The sequence below is a fragment of the Pseudomonas paraglycinae genome, from assembly GCF_021601625.1.
In the GTDB taxonomy this organism is placed as follows: Bacteria; Pseudomonadota; Gammaproteobacteria; order Pseudomonadales; family Pseudomonadaceae; genus Aquipseudomonas; species Aquipseudomonas paraglycinae.
This window is the reverse complement of sequence record NZ_BQHR01000007.1, coordinates 104,019-128,516: the sequence shown is the minus strand read 5'-3', so window position 1 is coordinate 128,516 and position 24,498 is coordinate 104,019. Positions and strand designations below refer to the sequence as shown.

Below are 24,498 nucleotides of genomic sequence, written 5' to 3'. Positions count from 1 at the left end.
AGCTGAATCCAAATCGACTCGATGCTTCAGGTCGACATATCACGAAAAGACAACTCGATCGGCCCCCTCTCCCTCCGGGAGAGGGCTGGGGTGAGGGTTGCTTTTGACTTTAGTGTTGTCACCACGACTCCCGACACTTCTGGCATAACACTTGCTCTTGCCTTGCCGTGCGACTGTGAAAACCCGATTAGTGACGGATTATTGGCATGGCGAAGAGCGAAGCTGCAGCAGTAAAAGACCCCGCAACCAAAGGCAAACTCAAGCTGATCATCATGATCGTGCTGGGTCTGTTGCTGGCCATCGGTACGTCCGTGGGGGCGACCTGGTTCTTCATGCACAGCGCCCAGAGCAAGCCCGAGGCGGCCGCCGAAGCGGCCCCGGTCGGAAAGCAACCGGCGATTTTCGAACCGATGGCGCCGGCCTTCGTGGCCAACTACAACCAGAACGGCCGTCAGCGCTACATGCAGGTGAGCATCACCATGCTGGCGCGCAATCAGGCCGATCTGGAAGCGCTCAAAGTGCACATGCCGGTGATCCGCAACAACCTGGTGATGCTCTTCTCCGGTCAGGATTTCGCCACGCTGGCGACCCCGGTCGGTCAGGAGATGTTGCGCCAGAAGGCCACAGCCAGCGTCCAGGAAGTGGCGCAGAAAGAGCTGGGCAAAGTGGTGATCGAACAGTTGCTTTTCACTAATTTCGTACTGCAGTAGGAACACGACATGGCCGTGCAGGATCTGCTGTCCCAGGATGAAATCGACGCGCTGTTGCATGGCGTCGACGATGGTCTGGTACAGACCGATAACGCTGCCGAACCCGGCAGTGTCAAAAGCTACGACCTGACCAGCCAGGATCGCATCGTCCGTGGACGCATGCCGACTCTGGAAATGATCAACGAGCGTTTTGCCCGCTACACCCGCATCAGCATGTTCAACATGCTGCGCCGCTCGGCGGACGTTGCCGTCGGTGGCGTACAGGTGATGAAGTTCGGCGAATACGTGCACTCGCTGTACGTGCCGACCAGCCTCAACCTGGTCAAGATCAAACCCCTGCGCGGCACCGCGCTGTTCATCCTCGACGCCAAACTGGTGTTCAAACTGGTGGACAACTTCTTCGGCGGCGATGGCCGTCACGCCAAGATCGAAGGGCGTGAATTCACCCCGACCGAACTGCGCGTGGTGCGCATGGTGCTGGAGCAGGCGTTCGTCGACTTGAAAGAAGCCTGGCAGGCGATCATGGAAGTCAACTTCGAGTACATCAACTCGGAAGTGAACCCGGCCATGGCCAACATCGTCGGCCCGAGCGAAGCGATCGTGGTCTCCACTTTCCACATCGAACTCGACGGCGGTGGCGGCGACCTGCACGTGACCATGCCGTACTCGATGATCGAGCCGGTGCGCGAAATGCTCGACGCCGGTTTCCAGTCGGACCTCGACGACCAGGACGAGCGCTGGGTCAACGCCCTGCGCCAGGACGTGCTCGACGTCGACGTGCCGATCGGTGCCACCGTGGCTCGCCGCCAGTTGAAACTGCGCGACATCCTGCACATGCAGCCGGGTGACGTGATTCCGGTCGAGATGCCGGAAGACATGATCATGCGCGCCAACGGCGTGCCGGCCTTCAAGGTCAAGATGGGCTCGCACAAAGGCAACCTTGCGTTGCAGGTTATCGAGCCGATCGAGCGCCGCTGAAGCGGCGCCCTCACTCCCTGATTCTTTTACCGGTTTTTTGCCCGCCGAGGACAAATGATGAACGACGATATGAACACCCAGGACGATCAGGCACTGGCCGATGAATGGGCTGCCGCCCTGGAAGAAACCGGTGAAGCCGGGCAGGCCGACATCGACGCGCTGCTGGCCGCCGATGCAGGGGCTTCGAGCTCCAACCGTCTGCCGATGGAAGAGTTCGGCAGCGTGCCGAAGAACAACGACCCGGTGACCCTCGACGGTCCGAACCTGGACGTGATTCTCGACATTCCGGTGTCGATCTCGATGGAAGTGGGCAGCACCGACATCAACATCCGCAACCTGCTGCAACTCAACCAGGGTTCGGTGATCGAGCTCGATCGTCTGGCCGGCGAGCCGCTGGACGTACTGGTCAATGGCACCCTGATCGCTCACGGTGAAGTGGTTGTGGTCAACGAAAAGTTCGGCATCCGTCTGACTGACGTGATCAGCCCGAGCGAACGCATCAAGAAGCTGCGCTGAGTGAAAAAGGTTCTGGGGGCTTTGTTCGGTCTGGCGCTGGCCTTGCCGTTCAGCGTGCTGGCGGCCGAGCCGGTGGCGGCAACTGCGGCCACTGCTGCGCCGGCCGTCAACAGCGGCGTGGCCGGACAGCTGACGCAACTGGTGCTGGGTTTGTTGCTGGTGCTGGGGTTGATCTTCTTCCTCGCCTGGCTGTTGCGCCGGGTGCAGCAGGCAGGTCCCGCCGGCAAGGGCCAGGTGATCGAGCTGATCGGTTCTCGCGCGCTCGGGCCGCGTGACCGTCTGATGCTGGTGCAGGTCGGCAACGAGCAGATTCTGCTCGGTCTCAGCCCCGGAACCATCACTGCGTTGCACGTGCTCAAAGAGCCGGTCGAGGTGCCGAGCACCGCCGACAAAGCGACTCCGGAATTTGCCCAGCATCTGTTGAAGATCCTCGGCAAGGATCAGAAGGATAAGAAGTAATGGGTGCGTTGCGCATCGTCTTGACCCTGGCCTTGATGTTGGCCGCGCCGCTGGTATTCGCCGCCGATCCGTTGTCGATCCCGGCGATCACCCTGGGCACCAACGCCGAGGGCGCGCAGGAGTACTCGGTCAGCCTGCAGATCCTGCTGATCATGACGGCGCTGAGCTTCATTCCGGCCGCCGTCATCCTGATGACCAGTTTCACCCGGATCATCATCGTCTTCTCGATCCTGCGTCAGGCCCTGGGCTTGCAGCAGACGCCGTCGAACCAGATCCTCACCGGCATGGCGCTGTTCCTGACGCTGTTCATCATGGCGCCGGTATTCGACCGCGTGAACAGCGATGCCTTGCAGCCGTACCTCGCGGAAAAGCTGACGGCCCAGCAGGCGGTGGAAAAGGCTCAAGTGCCGATCAAGGACTTCATGCTCGCCCAGACCCGCTCCAGCGATCTTGAGCTGTTCATGCGCCTGTCCAAACGCACCGACATCGCGACGCCGGATCAGGCGCCGCTGACGATTCTGGTGCCGGCCTTCGTGACGTCTGAACTGAAGACCGCGTTCCAGATCGGCTTCATGATCTTCATCCCGTTCCTGATCATCGACCTGGTGGTGGCGAGCGTGCTGATGGCGATGGGTATGATGATGCTCTCGCCGCTGATCATTTCCCTGCCGTTCAAAATCATGCTGTTCGTGCTGGTGGATGGCTGGGCGCTGATCATCGGCACCCTGGCCAGCAGTTTCGGAGGTGTATCGCCATGACGCCAGAAGTAGCGGTCGACATCTTTCGCGAGGCCCTGTGGCTGACCACCATGATGGTGGCGATTCTGGTGGTGCCGAGTCTGTTGGTGGGCCTGCTGGTGTCGATGTTCCAGGCCGCGACCCAGATCAATGAACAGACCCTGAGCTTCCTGCCGCGTCTGCTGGTGATGCTGGTCACGCTGATCGTCGCCGGCCCGTGGCTGGTGCAGACGTTCATGGAATACATCACTCAGCTGTACAAAAACATTCCGATGGTCATCGGCTAAGCCATGCAATCGCTGCTTCAGTTGACCGATACCCAGATCAGTACCTGGGTGGCGTCGTTCATGCTGCCGATGTTTCGAGTCGCCTCGATGTTGATGGTGATGCCCGTCTTCGGAACCACGCTGGTGCCCCGGCGGATCCGTCTGTACTTCGCCTTTGCGATCACCGTGGTGATTACGCCCAACCTGCCGGCGATGCCGGCGGTCAGCCCGCTGGACCTCAGCGGTCTGCTGCTGATCGCCGAGCAGATCCTCGTCGGTGCGGTGCTGGGCTTCTCCTTGCAGTTGTTCTTTCAGGCCTTCGTGGTGGCGGGGCAGATCGTCGCGATCCAGATGGGCATGGGCTTCGCTTCTATGATCGACCCTACCAACGGCGTGTCGGTGGCGGTGATCGGGCAGTTCTTCACGATGCTGGTGACCTTGCTGTTCCTGTCGATGAACGGGCACCTGGTGGTCTTCGAAGTGCTCACCGAGAGCTTCACCACGCTGCCGGTCGGCGGCGGGTTGATGACCACGCATTACTGGGAACTGGCCGGCAAACTCGGCTGGGTGCTGGGCGCCGCGTTGTTGCTGGTGCTGCCGGCAGTCACCGCGCTGCTGGTGGTCAACATCGCGTTTGGTGTGATGACCCGCGCCGCGCCACAGCTCAACATTTTCTCCATCGGCTTTCCGCTGACCCTGGTGCTCGGCCTGTTCATTGTCTGGGTCGGGTTGGCGGACATTCTCAATCAGTATCAACCGCTGGCTACTGAGGCCCTGCAGTTTTTACGCGAACTGGCAAAGGCGCGCTGAGTCATGGCTGAGAGCGAAAGCGGTCAGGACAAAACAGAAGACCCCACGGAGAAGCGCAAAAAGGACTCCCGGGAAAAGGGTGAAATTGCGCGCTCCAAGGAGCTCAACACCCTGGCGATCATGCTCGCCGGCTCTGCCGCGCTGCTGATTTTTGGCGGGATGCTGGCGCAGGAATTGATGGACCTGATGCGCCAGAACTTCACGCTGTCGCGGGAAGTGATCATGGACGAGCGCTCGATGGCGACGTTCCTGATGAGCTCCGGATTGCAGGCGTTGCTGGCGATCCAGCCGATCATGATCACCCTGTTGCTGGCGGCTTTCCTCGGACCGATTGCGCTGGGCGGCTGGCTGTTCGCCGCCGGTTCGCTGGCACCCAAGTTCAGCCGGATGAACCCGGCGGCGGGCCTCAAGCGGATGTTCTCGATGAAGGCTGTGGTCGAGCTGCTCAAGGCGCTGGCCAAGTTTCTCATCACGCTGGGTGTGGCGCTGGTGGTGCTCAATGCGGACATCGACGATCTGCTGCGCATCGCCCACGAGCCGCTGGACCGGGCGATCATTCACAGCTTGCAACTGGTGGGCTGGAGCTCTCTGTGGCTGGCCTGCGGGTTGATCATCATCGCCGCCGTCGACGTGCCCGTGCAGATCTGGGAGAGCATCAAGAAGCTCAAGATGACCAAGCAGGAAGTGCGCGACGAGCACAAGGACCAGGAAGGTCGGCCAGAGGTCAAGCAGCGCATTCGCCAGGTTCAGCGCGAGATGTCGCAACGGCGGATGATGGCGGCGATTCCGGATGCCGACGTGGTCATCACCAACCCGACCCACTACGCCGTGGCGCTCAAGTACGACGCCGAGAAGGGCGGGGCGCCGATGCTGCTGGCCAAGGGCAGCGACTTCCTGGCGCTGAAGATCCGCGAAGTCGCCGTGGCCAACAACGTCATGCTCCTCGAATCGCCGGCGCTGGCGCGTTCGATCTACTACTCCACGGAGCTGGAAGAAGAAATCCCCGGCGGCCTGTACCTGGCGGTCGCCCAGGTGCTGGCGTACGTCTACCAGATCCGCCAGCACCGCGCGGGCAAGGGCAAGTTCCCGGAACCGCTCAAGGACGATCTGCCGATCCCGCCGGATTTGCGGCGCGATTCCTGATCGTGATGAAGCAAAAAAAACCGCCATCCGGTTGAATCCGGTGGCGGTTTTTTTATGCCTGATGACCTGTGTTGCCTGCTCGCGAAGGCGTCAGCCGCCACGACACATCTCTCAAGCCTTTACGCGGAAGTCTGCGTCGACGGTATTTCCAGATTATCCAGCACCCGATTCACTGCCAGTTCCCCGAGCATGATCAGTTGCGCAATACCCACCAATGTCCTGCGCTGGGAGGCGGGCATGAGGTGGGTGAAGTCATTGACGATGGTTCTGGCCGAGGCGAGGGTTTCGCAGGCATCGGCCAGCAGCTCTTCGTTTTTGAAGTCCGCGGTGACGGCGTACATTCTGCGGTTCTTGCGCGGTGGTGGCGTGGAGCCGGGCGGGCAGAGGTAGTGATCGAGGGCGCGGTCGGCGGCTTCGTGAAGCTTTCTGGAATCTGCGGATTCGTAGGGCGAGGCAGGGTCGGTTTCGGGTGGGTTGGGTGTGGGTTTGATCATGGTGAAGCTCCTTTGGGTGGAGCCGCCAAATCCAGTCGCTAAACAGGAAGGGTGGCGGCTGTACGCAGGTTAGCGAACCGGTCAAAGGCACCCGGCAGACCGCAAGGGTCTCCCGCATACAGCCACCATAACGAAATTGCAGACATACAGATCCGCAACGAAGCCTGGAACGCTGGCGCACCTTTAATTCGAACCGAGTCGCTAAACCCGATCGCTGATTCGTCAGCGACAGATCCACAATAGAACCCGACCCCACAGCGCACAAGCCGGCGGATTCTGGCGTAGCCGTAGGCAACGGCGCAAGGATTCGTAGCCTGTAAGGCGTGTCTGAAGGTGTCTTTTAAACACCCGAGTTTAAAAGACACTTTTTGCTGACTTCTTGCGAAAGCGGCATCCCGCCCAGCAGAAAAACCACGCCCGAACCCCTCTGTTTCAATCATCGGCAAAAGTTGGAAGGCTTCTTGCAGTAGCCGCCGTGCGCCTGCTTCGGGCGTCAAAAGTTTGCTTTAAAGGAACGGGGAAAACCGGTGGATCGCTCTCAGTTATTCAACACTGCTCGCTCGAATGTTGCCGACCTCAGTCGAGGCAATCTGGGTGTGCCGCTGTTGCTGCTGGTCATGCTGGCGATGATGATGTTGCCGGTGCCGCCGTTCCTGCTCGACGTGTTCTTCACCTTCAACATTGCCCTGTCGATCGTCGTGCTGCTGGTCTGCGTATACGCCTTGCGGCCGCTGGATTTCGCGGTGTTCCCGACGATCCTGCTGGTAGCGACGCTGTTGCGACTGGCGCTGAACGTGGCGTCGACGCGGGTGGTGATGCTCCACGGTCAGGATGGCCACGCCGCTGCCGGTAAGGTGATCCAGGCCTTCGGTGAGGTGGTGATCGGCGGTAACTACGTGGTCGGTATCGTGGTTTTCGCGATCTTGATGATCATCAACTTCGTCGTGGTGACCAAGGGTGCCGGCCGGATCTCCGAGGTGAGCGCGCGCTTCACCCTCGATGCGATGCCCGGCAAGCAAATGGCGATCGACGCCGACCTCAACGCCGGTCTGATCGACCAGGCGCAGGCCAAGGCCCGTCGTCAGGAAGTGGCCCAAGAGGCCGAGTTCTACGGTTCGATGGACGGTGCCAGCAAGTTCGTGCGCGGTGACGCCATCGCCGGCCTGCTGATTCTGTTCATCAACCTGATCGGCGGTATGGCCGTCGGTATCTTCCAGCACAACATGACGTTCGCCGACGCCGGCAAGGTTTACGCCTTGCTGACCATCGGTGACGGTTTAGTGGCGCAATTGCCATCACTGTTGTTATCTACAGCTGCAGCGATCATGGTGACCCGTGCTTCCGGTTCGGAAGACATGGGCAAGCAAATCAATCGCCAGATGTTCGCCTCGCCCAAAGCGCTGGCGGTGGCTGCCGGTCTGATGGCGGTCATGGGCCTGGTGCCGGGCATGCCGCACTTCTCGTTCCTGACCATGGCTGCACTGGCTGCCGGTGGCGCTTACCTGTTCTGGAAGAAGCAGAACGTGGCCAAGGTCGTCGCGCTGGAAGAGGTCAAACGTCAACAGGAACTGCTGCCGTCGCCGGCCCGCGCCATGGAAACCAAGGAGCTGGGCTGGGACGACGTGACCCCGATCGACATGATCGGCCTGGAAGTCGGCTACCGCCTGATTCCGTTGGTGGATCGCAACCAGGGCGGACAATTGCTGGCGCGGATCAAGGGCGTGCGCAAGAAGCTCTCGCAGGATCTGGGCTTCCTGATGCCGACCGTGCACATCCGCGACAACCTCGATCTGGCGCCGAGCGCCTATCGCCTGACTCTGATGGGCGTGATCCTGGCCGAGGCCGAGATCTACCCGGATCGCGAACTGGCGATCAACCCGGGACAGGTCTACGGCTCGCTCAACGGCATTACCGCCAAAGATCCGGCTTTCGGCCTGGAGGCGGTGTGGATCGAGGTCAGCCAGCGTGCCCAGGCGCAATCGCTCGGTTACACCGTGGTCGATGCCAGCACCGTGGTTGCGACCCACTTGAACCAGATTCTGTACAAGCACTCCAGCGAGCTGATCGGCCACGAAGAAGTGCAGCAATTGATGCAATTGCTGGCCAAGAGCTCGCCGAAACTGGCCGAAGAGCTGGTGCCGGGCGTGGTCACGCTGTCGCAGTTGCTCAAAGTATTGCAGGCGTTGCTGGCCGAACACGTGCCGGTGCGCGATATCCGCAGCATTGCCGAGGCCATCGCCAACAATGCCGCCAAGAGTCAAGATACCGCCGCTTTGGTGGCTGCTGTGCGGGTCGGCGTATCCCGTGCCATCGTCCAAAGCATTGTAGGGACTGAGTCGGAGCTGCCAGTTATCACGCTGGAGCCAAGGTTGGAACAAATATTGCTCAATAGTCTGCAGAAGGCAGGACAAGGCTCGGAAGAGGGCGTTCTGCTGGAGCCGAGCATGGCCGAGAAGCTGCAGCGTTCACTGATCGAAGCGGCGCAGCGCCAGGAAATGCAAGGTCAGCCGGTGATCCTGTTGGTAGCAGGCCCGGTTCGCGCGATGCTCTCGCGCTTTGGTCGCCTGGCAGTTCCCGGACTGCATGTGCTGGCCTACCAGGAAATTCCGGACAACAAGCAAGTGACCATCGTTGCGACAGTAGGGCCCAACGGCTGAGGTAGTGGTTTATGCAAGTTAAGCGTTTTTTCGCCGCCGATATGCGTCAGGCCATGAAGCTGGTTCGTGATGAGCTGGGCGCTGATGCCGCCATCATTGGCAACCGCCGCATCGCCGGCGGCGTCGAGCTGACGGCGGCGCTCGATTACAAACTGTCGGCGCTGGCCCCGCGTGTTCCGAACATGGAACTCGAGGATGAGCTGCGCAAGACCCAGTCGCGCATCGTTACCGCCCAGGCCGAACTGAGCCTGCGTGGCGAAGCCGACGGCAACACCAATCGCCAGTTGTTCGCCGGGCTGCCGTTGACGGCCGGCCTGCCGCTGACCGCTGCCGAGCCGCTGACCGAACCGACCTACGAAGCTCCGGCCCGTCCGGCACCGGCGCCTGCAGCGGTTTCCGCTGGCGTTGATCCGCGTGCGCTGGATTCGATGCGTTTCGAACTCAACAGCCTTCGCGAACTGATGGAAGTGCAACTCGGCACCCTGGCCTGGAACCAGCTGCAAGGCAGCCGTCCGGCCCAGGCCAATCTGTACCGTCGTCTGCAACGCATCGGTTTGTCCGGCCCGCTGTCCCGTGATCTGCTGTCGATGATCACCGAGATTGACGAACCTCGTCAGGCCTGGCGCATGCTGCTGGCGCACCTGGCACGAATGATTGCCGTACCGGAAGTCGAGCCGCTGGAAGAGGGTGGGGTGATTGCCATGGTCGGTCCTGCCGGCATGGGCAAGACCACCACGCTGGCCAAACTGGCCGCCCGCTACGTGCTCAAGTACGGCGCGCAGAACATCGCGCTGGTGAGCATGGACAGTTTCCGTATCGGCGCGCAGGAGCAGCTCAAGACTCTGGGTCGCATCCTCAACGTGTCGGTGACCCACGTCGATCCGGGCCAGTCCCTGGTGCAGGCGCTGGATCCACTGCTGCGCAAACGCGTGGTGCTGATCGACACCGCCGGCCTGCAAGCCAGCGATCCGGCCCTGCGCATGCAGCTGGAAAGTCTGGCTGGTCGTGGCATTCGCTCAAAAAATTATCTGGTCCTGGCAACCACCAGCCAGAAACAGGTTCTAACCGCCGCTTATCACAGTTACAAGCGTTGCGGGCTGGCCGGCTGCATCCTGACTAAACTGGATGAGACGGCCAGCCTTGGCGAAGTGCTGAGCCTGGCGATCAGTCACGAACTGCCGGTCGCCTACCTGACCGATGGGCCGCGTATTCCGGATGATCTGCATCTGCCGCGCCGTCATCAACTGGTCAGCCGCGCCGTCAGTGTGCAAATGCAGGAAGAACCCAGCGAAGAAGCCATGGCTGACATGTTCGCTGATATCTACCACAGTCCGACCAAGCAGGTTGGCTGAGGTAATGAACCGTTTTTGTACCTACATCGATGGTCTGCCATGCATTGTTCCGGTTGTGAACGCGCAGCCAGTAATGTGGCCTCCGTCTATGCAAGACAAGGTAAAGAAATAACATGGGCAGCATGCATCCCGTACAGGTGATCGCGGTGACCGGCGGCAAAGGTGGCGTCGGCAAGACTAATGTGTCAGTGAACTTGTCCCTGGCGCTGGCAGAGCTTGGCCGTCGGGTCATGCTGCTGGACGCCGACCTGGGGCTGGCGAACGTCGACGTTCTGCTGGGCCTCACACCCAAACGCACCCTGGCCGACGTGATCGAAGGCCGCTGCGAGCTGCGCGACGTGCTGTTGCAAGGCCCCGGCGGGATCCGCATCGTGCCGGCCGCTTCCGGCACCCAGAGCATGGTTCACCTGAGCCCGGCCCAGCATGCCGGCCTGATTCAGGCGTTCAGCGACATCGGCGACAATCTCGACGTACTGGTGATCGACACCGCTGCGGGTATTGGTGACTCGGTAGTCAGTTTCGTTCGCGCAGCCCAGGAAGTGTTGCTGGTGGTCTGTGACGAGCCGACCTCGATCACCGACGCCTACGCGCTGATCAAACTGCTGAACCGCGATTACGGCATGAATCGCTTCCGCGTCCTGGCCAACATGGCCCAGAGCCCGCAGGAAGGTCGCAATCTGTTCGCCAAGTTGACCAAGGTCACGGATCGCTTCCTCGACGTCGCCCTACAATACGTCGGCGCGGTGCCCTACGACGAAAGCGTGCGCAAGGCGGTGCAGAAGCAGCGTGCGGTCTATGAAGCCTTCCCGCGTTCCAAGTGCGCACTGGCGTTCAAGGCGATCGCACAGAAGGTCGACACCTGGCCGCTGCCCGCCAACCCGCGCGGCCACCTCGAATTTTTCGTCGAGCGCCTCGTGCAGCAAACGGCAGGACCTGTGCTATGACCGCCAGCGGTATGAATTTCTACAAGAAGTCGGCGCGTGACGCGCAGTACGAGCTGATCGAGCGTTACGCGCCACTGGTCAAACGCATCGCCTACCACTTGCTGGCGCGATTGCCGGCCAGTGTGCAGGTCGAAGACCTGATCCAGGCCGGGATGATCGGCCTGCTCGAAGTCTCGACCAAATACGACGCCAGCAAGGGCGCCAGTTTTGAAACGTACGCGGGCATCCGGATCCGCGGTGCGATGCTCGATGAAGTCCGTAAGGGGGACTGGGCGCCACGCTCGGTTCACCGCAATACCCGTATGGTCAGCGACGCAATTCGCTCGATTGAAGCTAAAACCGGCCGTGACGCTAAAGATCACGAAGTTGCGGCCGAACTCCAATTGAGTCTCGACGATTACTACGGGATTTTGAACGACACCCTGGGCAGCCGGCTGTTCAGTTTCGACGACCTGTTGCAGGACGGCGAACACGAAGGGCTGCACGAGGATGGCGCCAGTGCTCATCTGGAGCCGTCGCGCGATCTGGAAGACGAACGTTTCCAGGCCGCGCTGGCGGACGCGATTGCCAATTTGCCGGAGCGTGAGCGACTGGTGTTGGCGCTGTACTACGACGAAGAGCTGAACCTCAAGGAGATCGGTGAAGTCCTTGGCGTCAGTGAATCGCGGGTCAGCCAGTTACACAGCCAGTGCGCGGCCCGCTTGCGGGGGCGTTTGGGGGAGTGGCGAGCGCGCTGAAGGCAGTGTGGGGACACTGCGAACGAGGCTGGTGCGGTGGTGAACGGCACCGGTCTCGATCTGTTGTGCTCCAGACAGTCATCGAGTGTTTTGCCGGATTGATTGAAATGGCGCGTCCAGGTGCTGGGCGCGTTTAAGACTGCTTGGAGGTCGAATTGAACAAAGACATGAAAATCCTCATCGTTGATGACTTCTCAACGATGCGGCGGATCATCAAGAACCTGTTGCGTGATCTGGGGTTCACCAACACCGTTGAAGCCGACGATGGCACCACTGCCATTCCGGTACTCAACAGCGGCAGCATCGACTTTCTGGTGACCGACTGGAACATGCCCGGCATGACCGGTATCGACCTGCTGCGCCACGTGCGTGCCGATGAAAAGCTCAAGCACCTGCCAGTGCTGATGGTGACCGCTGAAGCCAAGCGCGAGCAGATCATCGAAGCGGCCCAGGCCGGCGTTAACGGCTACGTGGTCAAACCTTTCACGGCCCAGGCGTTGAAAGAAAAAATCGAGAAGATTTTCGAACGCATCGGCTGATGAACGCGCGGGGGAGCTATGGAGCATAACGAATCTTCACAGGGCGATTTTGAGTCGACCCTGAAAAAACACGCGGTCGAACTGGTCGAGAGCCTTGAAAAAGGCAAGTTCGGCGACGCTGTGCAACTGATCCATGAGCTCAATCAGACCCGTGACCGTGGCCTGTACCAGGAAGTGGGCAAGCTCACGCGTGAACTGCACAGTGCGATCGTCAATTTCCAGATCGATCCGCACATGCCGCAGGCTGAGGAAGTGTCGCAAATCACCGACGCTACCGAGCGCCTGAGCTACGTGGTCAAACTGACCGAAGCTGCCGCCAACCGCACCATGGATCTGGTGGAAAGCGCGACCCCTGTGGTCAATGGCCTGGCTGACGAAGCCCAGGCCTTGAGCGCCGATTGGGGCCGCTTCATGCGCCGTGAGGTCGGGGCTGAAGAGTTCCGTGAACTGGCGCGCCGGGTCGACGGTTTTCTGGCACGCAGCAGCGCGGACAACCGCGCGGTGTCGAGCAATCTGAACGACATTCTGCTCGCCCAGGATTACCAGGACCTCACCGGCCAGGTGATCAAGCGCGTGACCCAATTGGTCACCGAAGTCGAAAGCAACCTGCTCAAGCTCGTGCTCATGGCCAGCCAGGTGGACCGCTTTGCGGGCATCGAACATGACCGTGCGGCGATGCTTGCTGAAAAAGATCCACAAAAACATCTCTCGCAGGGTGAAGGTCCGCAGATTCATGCCGATAAACGAGAAGACGTTGTGTCCGGTCAGGACGATGTGGACGATTTGCTATCCAGCCTTGGATTTTGAGTTTTTTTGGGTTTTTAGACCTGTAGGAGCACCCCATTAATGAGCTTCGGCGCCGATGAAGAGATCCTTCAGGATTTCCTGGTTGAGGCCGGCGAGATTCTTGAGCAACTGTCCGAACAACTGGTCGAGCTGGAAAGCCGCCCGGATGACGCAGATCTGCTCAACGCAATTTTTCGCGGTTTCCACACTGTAAAAGGGGGCGCCGGCTTCCTTCAGCTCAACGAGCTGGTGGAGTGCTGTCACATCGCCGAAAACGTGTTCGACATCCTGCGCAAGGGTGAACGACGCGTCGATGCAGAACTGATGGACGTGGTGCTCGAAGCGCTGGACGCGGTGAACAGCATGTTCAGCGAAGTCCGCGATCGCAGCCCGATCACCGCCGCCACCCCGGAACTGCTGGCCGCCCTGGCGCGTCTGGCCGAACCGCAATCGGCGGATGAAGCCCCGGCTTCGCCGGTTGCCGAGATGATCGAAGAACTGGTCGTCGAAGGTGATTCGGGTGACATCACCGATAACGAATTTGAACAGTTGCTGGACTCGCTGAACGCCGTCAAGGCCGAAGCCGAAGCCCCGGCGGCTGCCGCTGCACCTGCTTCCACCGAAGCGGCCAGCGATGAAATCACCGACGCCGAGTTCGAGTCGCTGCTCGACCAGTTGCATGGCAAAGGCCAGTTCGCGGCCGACGCCGTGGCACCGGCGGCCGCTGCACCTGCTGCTCCGGCGGCGGGCGACAGCTCGGACATCACCGACGACGAATTCGAGGCCTTGCTCGATCAGTTGCACGGCAAGGGCAACTTTGCCGTTGATGCGCTGGAGTCGGCGATTGCTTCGGTTCCTGCAACGGCTGCTCCGGCAGCGGCTGCGGCCGGTAGCGATCTGATCAGCGATCACGAGTTCGAATCGCTGCTCGACGATCTGCATGGCAAAGGCAAGTTCACTGACGTCGCCACCGGTGCGGTCGTGACTGCCGGCAATGCTTCGGCTGTCGCGGCGCCTGCTGCGAAGGCCCCGGCCGCTGCGGCAAAACCTGCTGCGAAAGCGCCTGAGCCGAAAGCCGAACCGGCCAAACCGGCTGCCGCTGCGGCACCGGCTCCGGCCCGTGCACCGGCGACGCCGCCACCGGAAAAACCGGCGAGCGAAGCCGAGACCACCGTGCGTGTGGACACTGCACGTCTCGACGAAATCATGAACATGGTCGGCGAGCTGGTACTGGTGCGTAACCGTCTGGTGCGCCTGGGCTTGAACAGCGGCGACGAGTCGATGCAGAAGGCCGTGTCGAACCTCGACGTGGTCACCGCCGACTTGCAGACCGCGGTCATGAAGACCCGGATGCAGCCGATCAAGAAAGTCTTCGGCCGCTTCCCGCGTCTGGTTCGCGACCTGGCACGCCAGCTCAAGAAAGAGATCAACCTGGAACTGGTGGGCGAAGAGACCGACCTCGACAAGAACCTCGTCGAGGCACTGGCCGACCCGCTGGTCCACTTGGTGCGCAACGCGGTTGACCACGGCATCGAGTCGCCGGAAGAACGTGAAGCTTCGGGCAAGGCCCGTGGCGGCAAGGTGATTCTGGCGGCCGAGCAGGAAGGCGACCACATCCTGCTGTCGATCTCCGACGATGGCAAGGGCATGGACCCGAACGTCCTGCGCGCCATCGCCGTGAAACGCGGTGTGATGGACAAAGATGCCGCCGATCGCCTGAGCGACACCGAGTGCTACAACCTGATTTTCGCCCCGGGTTTCTCGACCAAGACCGAGATCTCCGACGTGTCCGGCCGCGGTGTCGGCATGGACGTGGTGAAGACCAAGATTTCCCAGCTCAACGGTTCGATCAACATCTACTCGACCAAGGGCCAGGGCTCGAAGATCGTCATCAAGGTGCCGCTGACGCTGGCGATCATGCCGACCCTGATGGTGATGCTCGGCAACCAGGCGTTCGCGTTCCCGCTGGTGAACGTCAACGAAATCTTCCACCTCGACCTGTCGACCACCAACGTGGTGGACGGCCAGGAAGTGGTGATCGTGCGGGACAAGGCGCTGCCATTGTTCTACCTCAAGCGCTGGCTGGTCAGCTCTGCCGCTCACGAAGAGCAGCGCGAAGGCCATGTGGTGATCCTTTCGGTGGGCACCCAGCGGATCGGCTTCGTCGTCGATCAACTGGTCGGCCAGGAAGAAGTGGTCATCAAGCCATTGGGCAAGATGCTCCAGGGAACTCCGGGCATGTCCGGCGCCACCATCACCGGTGACGGCCGCATTGCACTGATTCTCGATGTTCCGAGCATGCTCAAGCGTTACGCCGCACGGCGTATTTGAATCCGGGGCGGCGGGGCGACAACGTCCCGCCGCACCTAATGGAGTGTTTATGGCAGTCAAAGTCCTGGTGGTGGACGATTCGGGTTTTTTCCGCCGCCGCGTCTCGGAAATTCTTTCAGCGGATCCGAGCATCCAGGTTGTCGGCACGGCAACCAACGGTAAAGAGGCGATCGATCAGGCCCTGGCCCTCAAGCCGGACGTGATCACCATGGACTACGAGATGCCGATGATGGATGGCATCACGGCCGTGCGGCACATCATGCAGCGCTGCCCGACCCCGGTGTTGATGTTCTCCTCGCTGACGCACGAAGGCGCCCGGGTCACCCTGGATGCGCTGGATGCCGGCGCGGTGGATTTCCTGCCGAAGAATTTCGAAGACATCTCCCGCAATCCGGAGAAGGTCAAGCAACTGCTGTGCGAGAAGGTTCACAGCATCTCGCGCAGTAACCGTCGTTTCAGTGCCTACAGTGCGCCGGCGCCTGCCGCTACACCTGCACCTGCGCCGACTCCGGCAGCAGCGCCGTCGAGCTTTGGCAGCCACAGTGCTCCGGCCCGTCCGGCACCTGCGCCTGCACCGACTCGCGCGCCAGCGGCCAGCGCTTCGTCGCCGGCCCCGAAACGCAAAAACTACAAGCTTGTGGCGATTGGTACATCGACCGGCGGCCCGGTAGCGCTGCAACGGGTTCTGACCCAGTTGCCGGCCAACTTCCCGGCACCGATCGTGCTGATCCAGCACATGCCGGCAGCCTTCACCAAGGCCTTCGCCGAACGTCTGGACAAGCTGTGCCGCATCAGCGTCAAGGAAGCCGAGGATGGCGACATCCTGCGTCCGGGCCTGGCGCTGCTGGCGCCGGGTGGCAAGCAGATGATGATCGATGGCCGTGGCGCGGTGAAAATCCTGCCGGGCGACGAGCGTCTGAACTACAAGCCGTGCGTGGACATCACCTTCGGTTCTGCAGCCAAGTCCTACAGTGACAAAGTTCTGGCGGTGGTACTGACCGGCATGGGCGCCGATGGCCGCGAGGGTGCACGCCTGCTCAAGCAGGGCGGCAGCACGGTCTGGGCTCAGGACGAAGCCAGTTGCGTGATCTACGGCATGCCGATGGCCATCGTCAAAGCTGACCTCGCCGACGCGGTGTACAGCCTGGACGATATCGGCAAGCACATCGTCGAGGCATGCGTCTGATGGATGTTCTAAGCCTTATCGGGATCATCATGGCGTTCGTCGCCATCATCGGCGGCAACTACCTGGAAGGTGGTCACCTCGGCGCGCTGGCCAACGGCCCGGCGGCGCTGATCGTGCTCGGTGGCACCGTCGGTGCCGCGCTGCTGCAATCGCCGATGAGCGCGTTCAAGCGCGCCATGCAGATTCTGGCCTGGATCTTTTTCCCGCCGCGTGTGGATCTGGCCGGCGGTATCGACCGCGTGGTCAACTGGAGCCTCACCGCGCGCAAGGAAGGCCTGCTGGGCCTGGAAGGCGTGGCGGATGCCGAGCCCGACGCCTACTCGCGCAAAGGCCTGCAACTGCTGGTCGACGGCGCCGAGCCGGAAGCGATCCGCAGCATCCTCGAAGTGGATTTCTACACTCAGGAAGCCCGCGATGTCGAAGCGGCCAAAGTGTTTGAAAGCATGGGCGGCTACGCGCCGACCATCGGCATCATCGGTGCGGTGATGGGCCTGATCCACGTGATGGGCAACCTGGCCGATCCGTCGCAACTGGGCAACGGTATTGCGGTCGCGTTCGTCGCTACCATCTACGGTGTAGCCAGTGCCAACCTGATCCTGTTGCCGGTGGCCGCCAAGCTCAAGTCAATCGCGTTGCGACAGTCGCGTTATCGCGAAATGTTGTTGGAAGGGATCTTGTCGATCGCTGAAGGTGAAAACCCACGCTCCATCGAGTTGAAGCTTCAGGGCTTCATGGATTAAGGGACTAACCTCATGGCACGTCGTCGCCAGCATGAAGAGCACGTAAACCATGAACGTTGGCTGGTTTCCTACGCCGACTTCATCACCTTGCTCTTTGCCTTTTTCGTGGTGATGTACTCCATCTCGTCGATCAACGAAGGCAAGTACAAGATCATCTCCGAAGCGCTGATCGGGGTCTTCACCGACTCCGACCGCGCGCTCAAGCCGATCCCGATCGGTGAAGAACGACCGAAGACCGTGACCCCGGCCAAGCCGCTGGTCAAGGACGCCGAACAGGTTGACGCCGGCATCGCCGGGGCCAGCGATCCGCTGAAAAGCATCGCCGATGACATCAGCGCCGCGTTCGGTGACCTGATCTCCTCGAACCAGATGACCGTGCGCGGCAACGAGCTGTGGGTCGAGATCGAACTGAACTCCAGCCTGTTGTTCGGCAGCGGTGATGCGATGCCCAGCGATATCGCGTTCAACATCATCGACAAGGTCGCAGCGATTCTCAAACCGTTCGACAACCCGATCCACGTCGAAGGCTTCACCGACGATCAACCGATCCGCACGGCGCAGTACCCGACCAACTGGGAACTGTCCTCGGCGCGTTCGGCGAGCATCGTGCGCATGCTGGCGATGCAGGGTGTCAACCCTGGCCGCATGGCGTCGGTGGGCTACGGCGAATTCCAGCCGGTGGCCAACAACGCCACCGCCGAAGGCCGGGCGAAGAACCGTCGTGTGGTGCTGGTGGTGTCGCGCAATCTTGATGTGCGCCGCAGCCTGACCGGCACCGGAACCGCCCATGCGCAACCGGATGCCGCGTTGAAGCGTGCTGGCACACAAACTGCACCGACCCCGGTCAAGACGCCGGGACGCGAGAGTGCCGTCAATTCTCCGTCGCCCGCATTAATACGCTGAACCATGTCTCGGCCGAGTATCCCGGCCGGGAGGAACGATCTGAATGAGAGTCTGGGCAGTCGCCAATCAAAAGGGTGGTGTTGGTAAAACCACTTCTTCCATCGCTTTAGCCGGTTTGCTGGCAGAGGCGGGCAAGCGCGTGGTCGTGGTCGATCTGGACCCGCACGGCTCGATGACCAGCTATTTCGGTTACGACCCCGACAGCCTGGAACACAGCAACTACGACCTGTTTCTGCACAAGGGCAGCGTGCCGCAAGGCCTGCCGGGCCAGCTGCTGCTGTCGACCAGCGATGAACGCATTTCCCTGTTGCCGTCGAGCACCGCGCTGGCCACCCTCGAGCGCCAGTCGCCGGGGCAGAGTGGCCTGGGTCTGGTGATCGCCAAGAGTCTGGCGCAGCTGTGGCAGGACTTCGATTACGCGATCATCGACAGCCCGCCGTTGCTCGGCGTGTTGATGGTCAACGCCCTGGCCGCGAGCCAGCAACTGGTGATCCCGGTGCAGACCGAGCACCTGGCCGTCAAAGGCCTGGAGCGTATGGTCAATACCCTGGCGATGATCAACCGCTCGCGCAAACAGGCGCTGCCGTTCAGCATCGTGCCGACCCTGTTCGACCGCCGCACTCAGGCGTCGATGGGCACCTTGCGCGTGCTGCGTGACAAATTCCCCGACGAGATATGGCAGGGTTACATCCCGGTCGATACCCGTCTGCGCGACGCCAGTCGTGCCGGTGTCACCCCTTCGCAGTTCGACGGCAAGAGCCGTGGCGTGCTGGCTTACCGCGCGCTGCTCAAGCATCTGCTGGCGCAGCAACTCGTTCCGCAGGTGGCTTGAGCATGAATCGGCCGATCAAGCTGACGTCGAAGCCGCAACTGGCGCTGCAGTCCTATCTGGACGGCTTGCTGCAGGAAGTGCCGGACGAGGTCGAGCAGCAAATCGCAGCCCCGGTCGAGGTGGTCGAGACCGCCGCGGCGCTCGATGAATTCCAGGCCGCCGTGCTTGAAGAGCAGGCCCGGGATGCGCAAAAAGCCGCCCGGCCGATCGCCCCGGTTGCAGCGCCTGCCGCTGTAGTAGCGAAGGCGCCTGCGACGTTGATCAAAGAGCCTGAGCCGGTGCGCGTGGTATCGACCCTGGCGCCGCTGCTGCAAACCCAGCTTCTGCAAACGCCTCCGGCTCCCGTAGTCCCAGAGCCAGAATCTGAAGCACCTGCGCCAGCCCCGGTCGAACCAACCCTGGTTGCGCCGCTGGTGGAAGTGCATCTGCCGCCCAGCAACACGCCGTCACCGGTAGAAACCGACGGTCGTCCAGCCTGGGCTTCGGAAGCGTTCGAATGCCTGCTGTTCGACGTCGCCGGGTTGACCCTGGCCGTGCCGCTGGTGTGCCTGGGCTCGATCTATTCGCTGGCCGGCCATGAGCTGACGCCGCTGTTCGGTCAGCCGGAATGGTTCCTCGGGATTCTGCCGAGCCAGGCCGGCAACCTGAAGGTGCTGGACACCGCACGCTGGGTCATGCCGGATCGCTACCGCGATGATTTCCGTCAGGGCCTGCAATACGTGATTTCGGTGCAGGGTTACGAGTGGGGCCTGGCGGTGCATCAGGTCAGTCGCTCGTTGCGTCTGGACCCGAATGAAATCAAATGGAGAAGTCACCGGGGTCAGCGGCCATGGCTCGCCGGGACGGTGATTGAACACATGTGCGCCTTGCTCGATGTTTCCGCACTGGCCGAGTTGATCGCCAGCGGTGGGGCAAAGCACATGTCCGGCAGTAAGCCGAACCACAAACCGACATAAAGACAGTACCGGCATTCAAATGCCGGCGAACGAAACACACACCGCCAGGCGCGGTTTTTCGAGGGGCTAGGGTATGAACGACAAGGCTACGGCGGCAAAGGGTTCCGAAGATCCGATCCTGCAATGGGTGACCTTCAAGCTGGACAACGAAACCTACGGCATCAACGTGATGCGCGTTCAGGAAGTCCTGCGCTACACCGAGATCGCTCCGGTTCCGGGTGCGCCAAGCTACGTGCTGGGCATCATCAACCTGCGCGGCAACGTGGTGACCGTGATCGATACCCGTCAGCGCTTCGGCCTGATGAGCGGTGAGATCAGCGACAACACCCGTATCGTCATCATCGAAGCCGACAAGCAAGTGGTTGGCATCATGGTCGACAGCGTGGCCGAAGTGGTTTACCTGCGTCAGTCGGAAATCGAAACCGCACCGAACGTCGGTAACGAAGAGTCGGCCAAGTTCATCCAGGGCGTGTGCAACAAGAACAACGAGTTGCTGATCCTGGTCGAGCTGGACAAGATGATGAGCGAAGAAGAATGGTCGGAACTGGAGAACATCTGATTGATTCTCGAGGTAGCGGTCATTGTCCTGTTCCTGTTCTGGGCAGGCACGCTGGCGATGTTTCTGGCGTACATCAAGGCGCAGCGGGTCATCGCTGCGCAACAGGCCCAGGGCGATGCGCTGCGTGATCAGCGTATCAAGGACCTGGCCAAGCGTGTCGACGATTACCAGAACGGCAACGTGCGCATGGGCGAAGCCCTGCACGAACTGCGCTCGGTTGTCGGTCCGATCCCGGACAAACTCGCCCAGCTCGAGCAGCGTGATCCATCCAGCCTGTCATTCGCCCAGGCGGCGAAACTGGTGGGGATGGGCGCGAGTGTCGATGAGCTGACCCAGTCCTGCGGGTTGACCCAGGCTGAGGCGGAGTTGATGCGCAAGCTGCACAGAAGCAGCTAAAAGCCTCAGGTGGGAACGAAAAAACGCAGTCATCGATGACTGCGTTTTTTTTGCCTTCAGTAATCGTCGCCGCGTTCGGTGACGTCTTTCTCGACCATCGGTGCATCCGGGTTGTGTCCCGCCGGGAACTTGCCCTTGAGGTTCCAGGCGAACGCGATGATCTCGGCGATCGTGCGGTACAGCTCTTCGGGGATGCTGTCGCCCAGTTCCATCCGCGCCAGCAACTTCACCAGTTCGGCGTTTTCGTAGATCGGCACTTCACAGTCGCGGGCGATCCGCAGGATTTCTTCGGCCAGTTCTTCGTCGCCCTTGGCGGTGAGGGTCGGGGCGTGGCTGCCGTCGTATTTGAGGGCGATGGCCTGGCGTGGAGCGGTGGTGTCATTCATGCGGTTTCGTCGACCCAGCGGTGTTCGAGGCGGGTTTGGATGCCTTGCGGCGGGGTGCCGAGGTGGCAGTCGATGTCGCCGACGTTCAGCCCGGAATCCAGCAGGCGCTGGCGCAGTGCAGTCAGATTGCTTTCGATCAGGCTCGCGGTGTACGGCCGCTCGGCCCATAGCTGACTGGACAGGCTGCCGCTGATCAATTGCGCCTGAATCTGCATCGGCCCCAGCGGTTCCATGTCGAACGCCAGATCGACGCGCCACAGTTGTTGTTTCGGCTCGCGCTCATCGCGGCGCTGCTCGTTCGCTTCCTGTTTCTCCGGTGCTTCTTCGCGCTGGAACTTGACCTGCAACGGCACGATGTCCTGCAGGTTGCGCATCGGGATTTCCAGTTGCCAGGTGCTCAGCAGGCGGCCGTCGTCGGTGACGCCGGTCTGTTCCAGACTCGACAGCTGATGGCTTTGCAAGCGCGACACGGCGGCTGCGGCGAGGCGCAGCAAATGTTCCAGATCGCCTTCACCTTCCAGACTTTGCAGCAGCCGGTCGGGCAGCGGAAAACTGCTCGGCACCGGCTTCGCACTGACCTGACCGAGCATGCCCAGGGCGTTGCGCACAAAGCTCGGCAGCGCCTGGGCCAGCGTGTTGGCGGCGATGATCGCATTCAGGTTGGTATTGCCGGGCAGGCCGGGGGTTATCTGGGCGATCAGCTTGAGCAGATCGGCTTTCATGTCCGGGGCCAGTGTCGGGTTCTGTCCGGTCAGCAGTTTGGTTTCGAGGAACACGCCGCTGTTGGCCAGCGCCTGGGCCAGACCTTTTGGGGTGCTCAGTTGCTGCACGTCCGGCAGGTTGGCGAGCAGTTTGTCCACGGCGGCACGCAAATCCTGGGAGGTCTGATCGGTGGCGGGGGGCAGGCTCTGGAGCATTTTCAGCAAGCCGTCGAGCGAGCCCTGACGGCTTTGCTGACTGACCAGTTGCTGGCTGACCGCCAGTTGTTCCTGGCGATTGCTCAGCGGCAGGAACTTCAGGGTTTGCGAGTCCTGCACCAGCGCCGACAGCAAGGTGCCGATACGCAACGGTTGCGGGCTGTCGATGCTCAGGGTGGTGCCGCTCAACGCGGTGTTGAGCAGGCTGACCATCGAGCGATACACCGTCGGTTGCCCCGGCACCTGCGGCAAGACCTGAGCCGTCAGCACCTTGCCTTGTAGCAGCGTGCCGACCGGCAGTTGCGCGGTGTCGATGCGGGTGAGGGTGGCGACGCTGCTGGCGATGGCCTGTTGCACGGTGATCGCCAGATTGCCCGCCGACGGCTGGGTGATCGCCAGGCTGGTGCCCTGAGGCAGCGGCAGATTGCTGGTCGCCTGCACGGTGGTCTGACGGCCGCTGTCCAGCGTCACCTTGAGCAGCAACTGAAAGGTCTGATCCGCCTGCTTGAGCGACAACACCTCGGCCTTGGCGCTCTGGCCGGCGGCAATCAGCCCGTCGACCGGCGTCAGCAACTTCAGCAACTCACCCACCTGCGGGCGAACGGTCGCCGGGGTGGTGGGCGGGAGCGGGAGGATGTTCATTTCGCCTGTCATACGCGGACACAACCTGAGGAAAATGCACTCTGGAGAGAGGATGGCGACATGTATAATGCCGCCCGTCGTTCCAGGAGTGGCGAAAACATTTCAATTGTTTGACGCAGCTCTCTAGATCGAGCCGTCAATGCATCTATGCTGCAACTCTTTAACGGCCGCGCCAGAGCCGACTTGAACCGTATAAGGCCCGTGAACCCTTGACCAGTCCTGTCCTGCAAACCGTTGCCCTCGCGTGTGAACGTGATCTCAGACTGCTCTTCGACAATCTCGAATTGAGACTGGCCAGTGGCGATATGGTGCAGATCAGCGGCCCCAACGGCAGCGGCAAGACCAGCCTGCTGCGTTTGCTGGCCGGTTTGATGCAGCCGACCGACGGTCAGGTACTGCTCAACGGCAAGCCGCTGGGCGAGCAACGCAGCGAGCTGGCGCGCAACCTGCTGTGGATCGGCCATGCCGCCGGGATCAAGGATCTGCTCACGCCGGAAGAAAACCTCGCCTGGCTCTGCGCCCTGCATCAACCCGCCGAACGCGACGCGATCTGGCAGGCCCTGGCGGCGGTTGGATTGCGCGGTTTCGAGGATGTTCCCTGCCACAGTCTGTCCGCCGGCCAGCAGCGCCGCGTGGCATTGGCGCGTTTGTATCTGGACAGCCCGCCGTTGTGGATTCTCGACGAACCGTTCACCGCCCTCGACAAACAGGGCGTGGCACAGCTTGAAGAACACCTGGCCGGGCACTGCCAACGGGGAGGGCTGGTGGTGCTCACCACGCACCATACGCTGAGCCGGATGCCGGCCGGTTATCGCGACATCGATCTGGGGAATTGGGCGGTATGAGTGTGTTCGGCCTGCTGGTTGCCCGTGAATCCCGACTGCTGTTCCGTCGCCCGGCGGAGCTGGCCAATCCGCTGATTTTCTTCGCCATCGTCATCGCGCTGTTCCCGCTGGCCGTCGGACCGGAAACTCAAGTATTGCAAAACTTGTCCCCGGGGTTAGTCTGGGTGGCGGCACTTTTGTCGGTCCTGCTCTCGCTGGACGGGCTTTTCCGCAGTGATTTCGAAGATGGCTCCCTTGAACAGTGGGTCCTTTCGCCGCACCCCCTGCCACTTCTGGTATTGGCCAAGGTGCTGGCACACTGGCTTTTTTCCGGGCTGGCACTGGTTTTGCTCTCGCCGTTACTGGCGTTGATGCTCGGGTTGCCGGCTGCGTGTCTGCCGGTTTTGCTGCTTTCGTTGCTGCTGGGAACACCGGTGCTGAGCTTGCTCGGCGCGGTGGGCGCGGCGCTGACGGTCGGTCTGAAACGCGGTGGCCTGTTGCTGGCGCTGCTGATTCTGCCGTTGTACATCCCGGTGTTGATCCTCGGCAGTGGCGCCTTGCAGGCGGCATTGCAGGGCATGCCGGCGCTTGGTTATCTGTTGTGGCTTGGCAGCCTGACCGCCCTGGCGATAACCCTGACACCTTTTGCAATAGCGGCTGGCCTGAAGATCAGCGTCGGCGAATAATGAGGTCTGGTT

The 24,498-nt window shown here is 61.4% G+C and carries 27 protein-coding genes; 24 read left to right on the top strand and 3 right to left on the bottom strand.

Annotated elements, in window-relative coordinates; genetic code table 11:
- Nucleotides 1-206 precede the first annotated feature (206 nt).
- From fliL to flhB, 8 genes are read left to right on the top strand one after another with little or no spacing between them, the layout of a single operon-like run.
- Nucleotides 207-710: a flagellar basal body-associated protein FliL gene (gene fliL, locus L6D82_RS12495; protein WP_085666707.1), complete on the top strand. Its 504-nt coding sequence runs from the start codon at nt 207-209 to the stop codon at nt 708-710.
- Nucleotides 711-719: 9 nt separating this feature from the next.
- Nucleotides 720-1,688 (top strand): flagellar motor switch protein FliM, encoded by a 969-nt coding sequence (gene fliM, locus L6D82_RS12490; RefSeq protein ID WP_003222890.1) that lies wholly within the window; start codon nt 720-722, stop codon nt 1,686-1,688.
- A 57-nt stretch (nt 1,689-1,745) separates the two neighbouring features.
- Entirely contained in the window at nt 1,746-2,204 is a 459-nt protein-coding gene (gene fliN, locus L6D82_RS12485) for a flagellar motor switch protein FliN (RefSeq protein ID WP_007951948.1), read from the top strand.
- Nucleotides 2,205-2,663 (top strand): flagellar biosynthetic protein FliO, encoded by a 459-nt coding sequence (fliO, locus tag L6D82_RS12480; protein WP_085747106.1) that lies wholly within the window; start codon nt 2,205-2,207, stop codon nt 2,661-2,663.
- Complete coding sequence (gene fliP / locus L6D82_RS12475) at nt 2,663-3,421, top strand: flagellar type III secretion system pore protein FliP (RefSeq protein WP_236189221.1); 759 nt, start codon at nt 2,663-2,665, stop codon at nt 3,419-3,421. The genes fliO and fliP overlap by 1 nt, the downstream gene beginning before the upstream one ends.
- Nucleotides 3,418-3,687: a flagellar biosynthesis protein FliQ gene (fliQ, locus tag L6D82_RS12470; protein ID WP_007951951.1), complete on the top strand. Its 270-nt coding sequence runs from the start codon at nt 3,418-3,420 to the stop codon at nt 3,685-3,687. The genes fliP and fliQ overlap by 4 nt, the downstream gene beginning before the upstream one ends.
- A 3-nt stretch (nt 3,688-3,690) precedes the next feature.
- Nucleotides 3,691-4,476, top strand: coding sequence for a flagellar biosynthetic protein FliR (gene fliR, locus L6D82_RS12465; RefSeq protein ID WP_007951952.1), 786 nt, complete (start codon nt 3,691-3,693; stop codon nt 4,474-4,476).
- Between the two features lie 3 nt (nt 4,477-4,479).
- Complete coding sequence (gene flhB / locus L6D82_RS12460; protein ID WP_236189211.1) at nt 4,480-5,619, top strand: flagellar biosynthesis protein FlhB; 1,140 nt, start codon at nt 4,480-4,482, stop codon at nt 5,617-5,619.
- Nucleotides 5,620-5,738: 119 nt separating this feature from the next.
- Here flhB and L6D82_RS12455 read toward each other — a convergent pair whose 3' ends face one another.
- Nucleotides 5,739-6,113 carry a DUF6124 family protein gene (locus tag L6D82_RS12455; protein WP_102686051.1) on the bottom strand — a complete coding sequence of 125 codons (375 nt, stop codon included), beginning with the start codon at nt 6,111-6,113 and terminating at the stop codon, nt 5,739-5,741.
- Nucleotides 6,114-6,640: 527 nt separating this feature from the next.
- On the opposite strand from L6D82_RS12455, the gene flhA reads away from it, so the two are divergent.
- From flhA to L6D82_RS12385, 14 genes are all read left to right on the top strand, one after another.
- On the top strand, nt 6,641-8,770 hold the full coding sequence (gene flhA, locus L6D82_RS12450) for a flagellar biosynthesis protein FlhA (RefSeq protein ID WP_236189208.1): 2,130 nt from the start codon (nt 6,641-6,643) through the stop codon (nt 8,768-8,770).
- An 11-nt stretch (nt 8,771-8,781) separates the two neighbouring features.
- The gene (flhF, locus tag L6D82_RS12445) at nt 8,782-10,122 is read left to right on the top strand and encodes a flagellar biosynthesis GTPase FlhF (protein ID WP_007951958.1); all 1,341 of its coding nucleotides are present in this window, start codon (nt 8,782-8,784) and stop codon (nt 10,120-10,122) included.
- Between the two features lie 113 nt (nt 10,123-10,235).
- Entirely contained in the window at nt 10,236-11,066 is an 831-nt protein-coding gene (gene fleN / locus L6D82_RS12440) for a flagellar synthesis regulator FleN (protein WP_003222917.1), read from the top strand.
- Nucleotides 11,063-11,803 (top strand): RNA polymerase sigma factor FliA, encoded by a 741-nt coding sequence (gene fliA / locus L6D82_RS12435; RefSeq protein ID WP_011333070.1) that lies wholly within the window; start codon nt 11,063-11,065, stop codon nt 11,801-11,803. The genes fleN and fliA overlap by 4 nt, the downstream gene beginning before the upstream one ends.
- 167 nt (nt 11,804-11,970) lie before the next feature.
- Complete coding sequence (locus L6D82_RS12430) at nt 11,971-12,342, top strand: chemotaxis response regulator CheY (RefSeq protein ID WP_003183998.1); 372 nt, start codon at nt 11,971-11,973, stop codon at nt 12,340-12,342.
- Nucleotides 12,343-12,360: 18 nt separating this feature from the next.
- Nucleotides 12,361-13,149, top strand: coding sequence for a protein phosphatase CheZ (locus L6D82_RS12425; RefSeq protein WP_085747101.1), 789 nt, complete (start codon nt 12,361-12,363; stop codon nt 13,147-13,149).
- Nucleotides 13,150-13,188: 39 nt separating this feature from the next.
- On the top strand, nt 13,189-15,459 hold the full coding sequence (locus L6D82_RS12420; protein ID WP_085605806.1) for a chemotaxis protein CheA: 2,271 nt from the start codon (nt 13,189-13,191) through the stop codon (nt 15,457-15,459).
- Nucleotides 15,460-15,508: 49 nt separating this feature from the next.
- Complete coding sequence (locus L6D82_RS12415) at nt 15,509-16,645, top strand: protein-glutamate methylesterase/protein-glutamine glutaminase (RefSeq protein ID WP_085747100.1); 1,137 nt, start codon at nt 15,509-15,511, stop codon at nt 16,643-16,645.
- Entirely contained in the window at nt 16,645-17,385 is a 741-nt protein-coding gene (locus L6D82_RS12410; RefSeq protein ID WP_064600715.1) for a flagellar motor protein, read from the top strand. Before L6D82_RS12415 ends, L6D82_RS12410 begins: the two co-directional genes overlap by 1 nt.
- A 12-nt stretch (nt 17,386-17,397) precedes the next feature.
- A complete protein-coding gene (gene motD, locus L6D82_RS12405) occupies nt 17,398-18,288 on the top strand; it encodes a flagellar motor protein MotD (protein ID WP_007959218.1) in 891 nt (296 codons plus the stop codon).
- 43 nt (nt 18,289-18,331) lie between these two features.
- Nucleotides 18,332-19,120, top strand: coding sequence for a ParA family protein (locus tag L6D82_RS12400; protein ID WP_007959220.1), 789 nt, complete (start codon nt 18,332-18,334; stop codon nt 19,118-19,120).
- A 2-nt stretch (nt 19,121-19,122) separates the two neighbouring features.
- Entirely contained in the window at nt 19,123-20,076 is a 954-nt protein-coding gene (locus L6D82_RS12395) for a CheW domain-containing protein (protein WP_236189206.1), read from the top strand.
- A gap of 73 nt (nt 20,077-20,149) precedes the next feature.
- Nucleotides 20,150-20,635: a chemotaxis protein CheW gene (locus L6D82_RS12390; protein ID WP_007959223.1), complete on the top strand. Its 486-nt coding sequence runs from the start codon at nt 20,150-20,152 to the stop codon at nt 20,633-20,635.
- Nucleotides 20,636-21,031: a DUF2802 domain-containing protein gene (locus tag L6D82_RS12385; protein WP_007959226.1), complete on the top strand. Its 396-nt coding sequence runs from the start codon at nt 20,636-20,638 to the stop codon at nt 21,029-21,031.
- A 56-nt stretch (nt 21,032-21,087) separates the two neighbouring features.
- On the opposite strand, the gene L6D82_RS12380 is transcribed toward L6D82_RS12385, so the two are convergent.
- The gene (locus tag L6D82_RS12380; RefSeq protein ID WP_007959228.1) at nt 21,088-21,417 is read right to left on the bottom strand and encodes an EscU/YscU/HrcU family type III secretion system export apparatus switch protein; all 330 of its coding nucleotides are present in this window, start codon (nt 21,415-21,417) and stop codon (nt 21,088-21,090) included.
- Nucleotides 21,414-22,988, bottom strand: a complete 1,575-nt coding sequence (gene fliK / locus L6D82_RS12375) for a flagellar hook-length control protein FliK (RefSeq protein WP_102717477.1) — start codon at nt 22,986-22,988, stop codon at nt 21,414-21,416. Before fliK ends, L6D82_RS12380 begins: the two co-directional genes overlap by 4 nt.
- Before the next feature lie 197 nt (nt 22,989-23,185).
- Here fliK and ccmA point away from each other — a divergent pair, with 197 nt between their 5' ends.
- Complete coding sequence (gene ccmA / locus L6D82_RS12370) at nt 23,186-23,821, top strand: cytochrome c biogenesis heme-transporting ATPase CcmA (RefSeq protein ID WP_236189197.1); 636 nt, start codon at nt 23,186-23,188, stop codon at nt 23,819-23,821.
- Nucleotides 23,818-24,486, top strand: a complete 669-nt coding sequence (gene ccmB, locus L6D82_RS12365) for a heme exporter protein CcmB (protein ID WP_011333083.1) — start codon at nt 23,818-23,820, stop codon at nt 24,484-24,486. The genes ccmA and ccmB overlap by 4 nt, the downstream gene beginning before the upstream one ends.
- Nucleotides 24,487-24,498 lie beyond the last annotated feature (12 nt).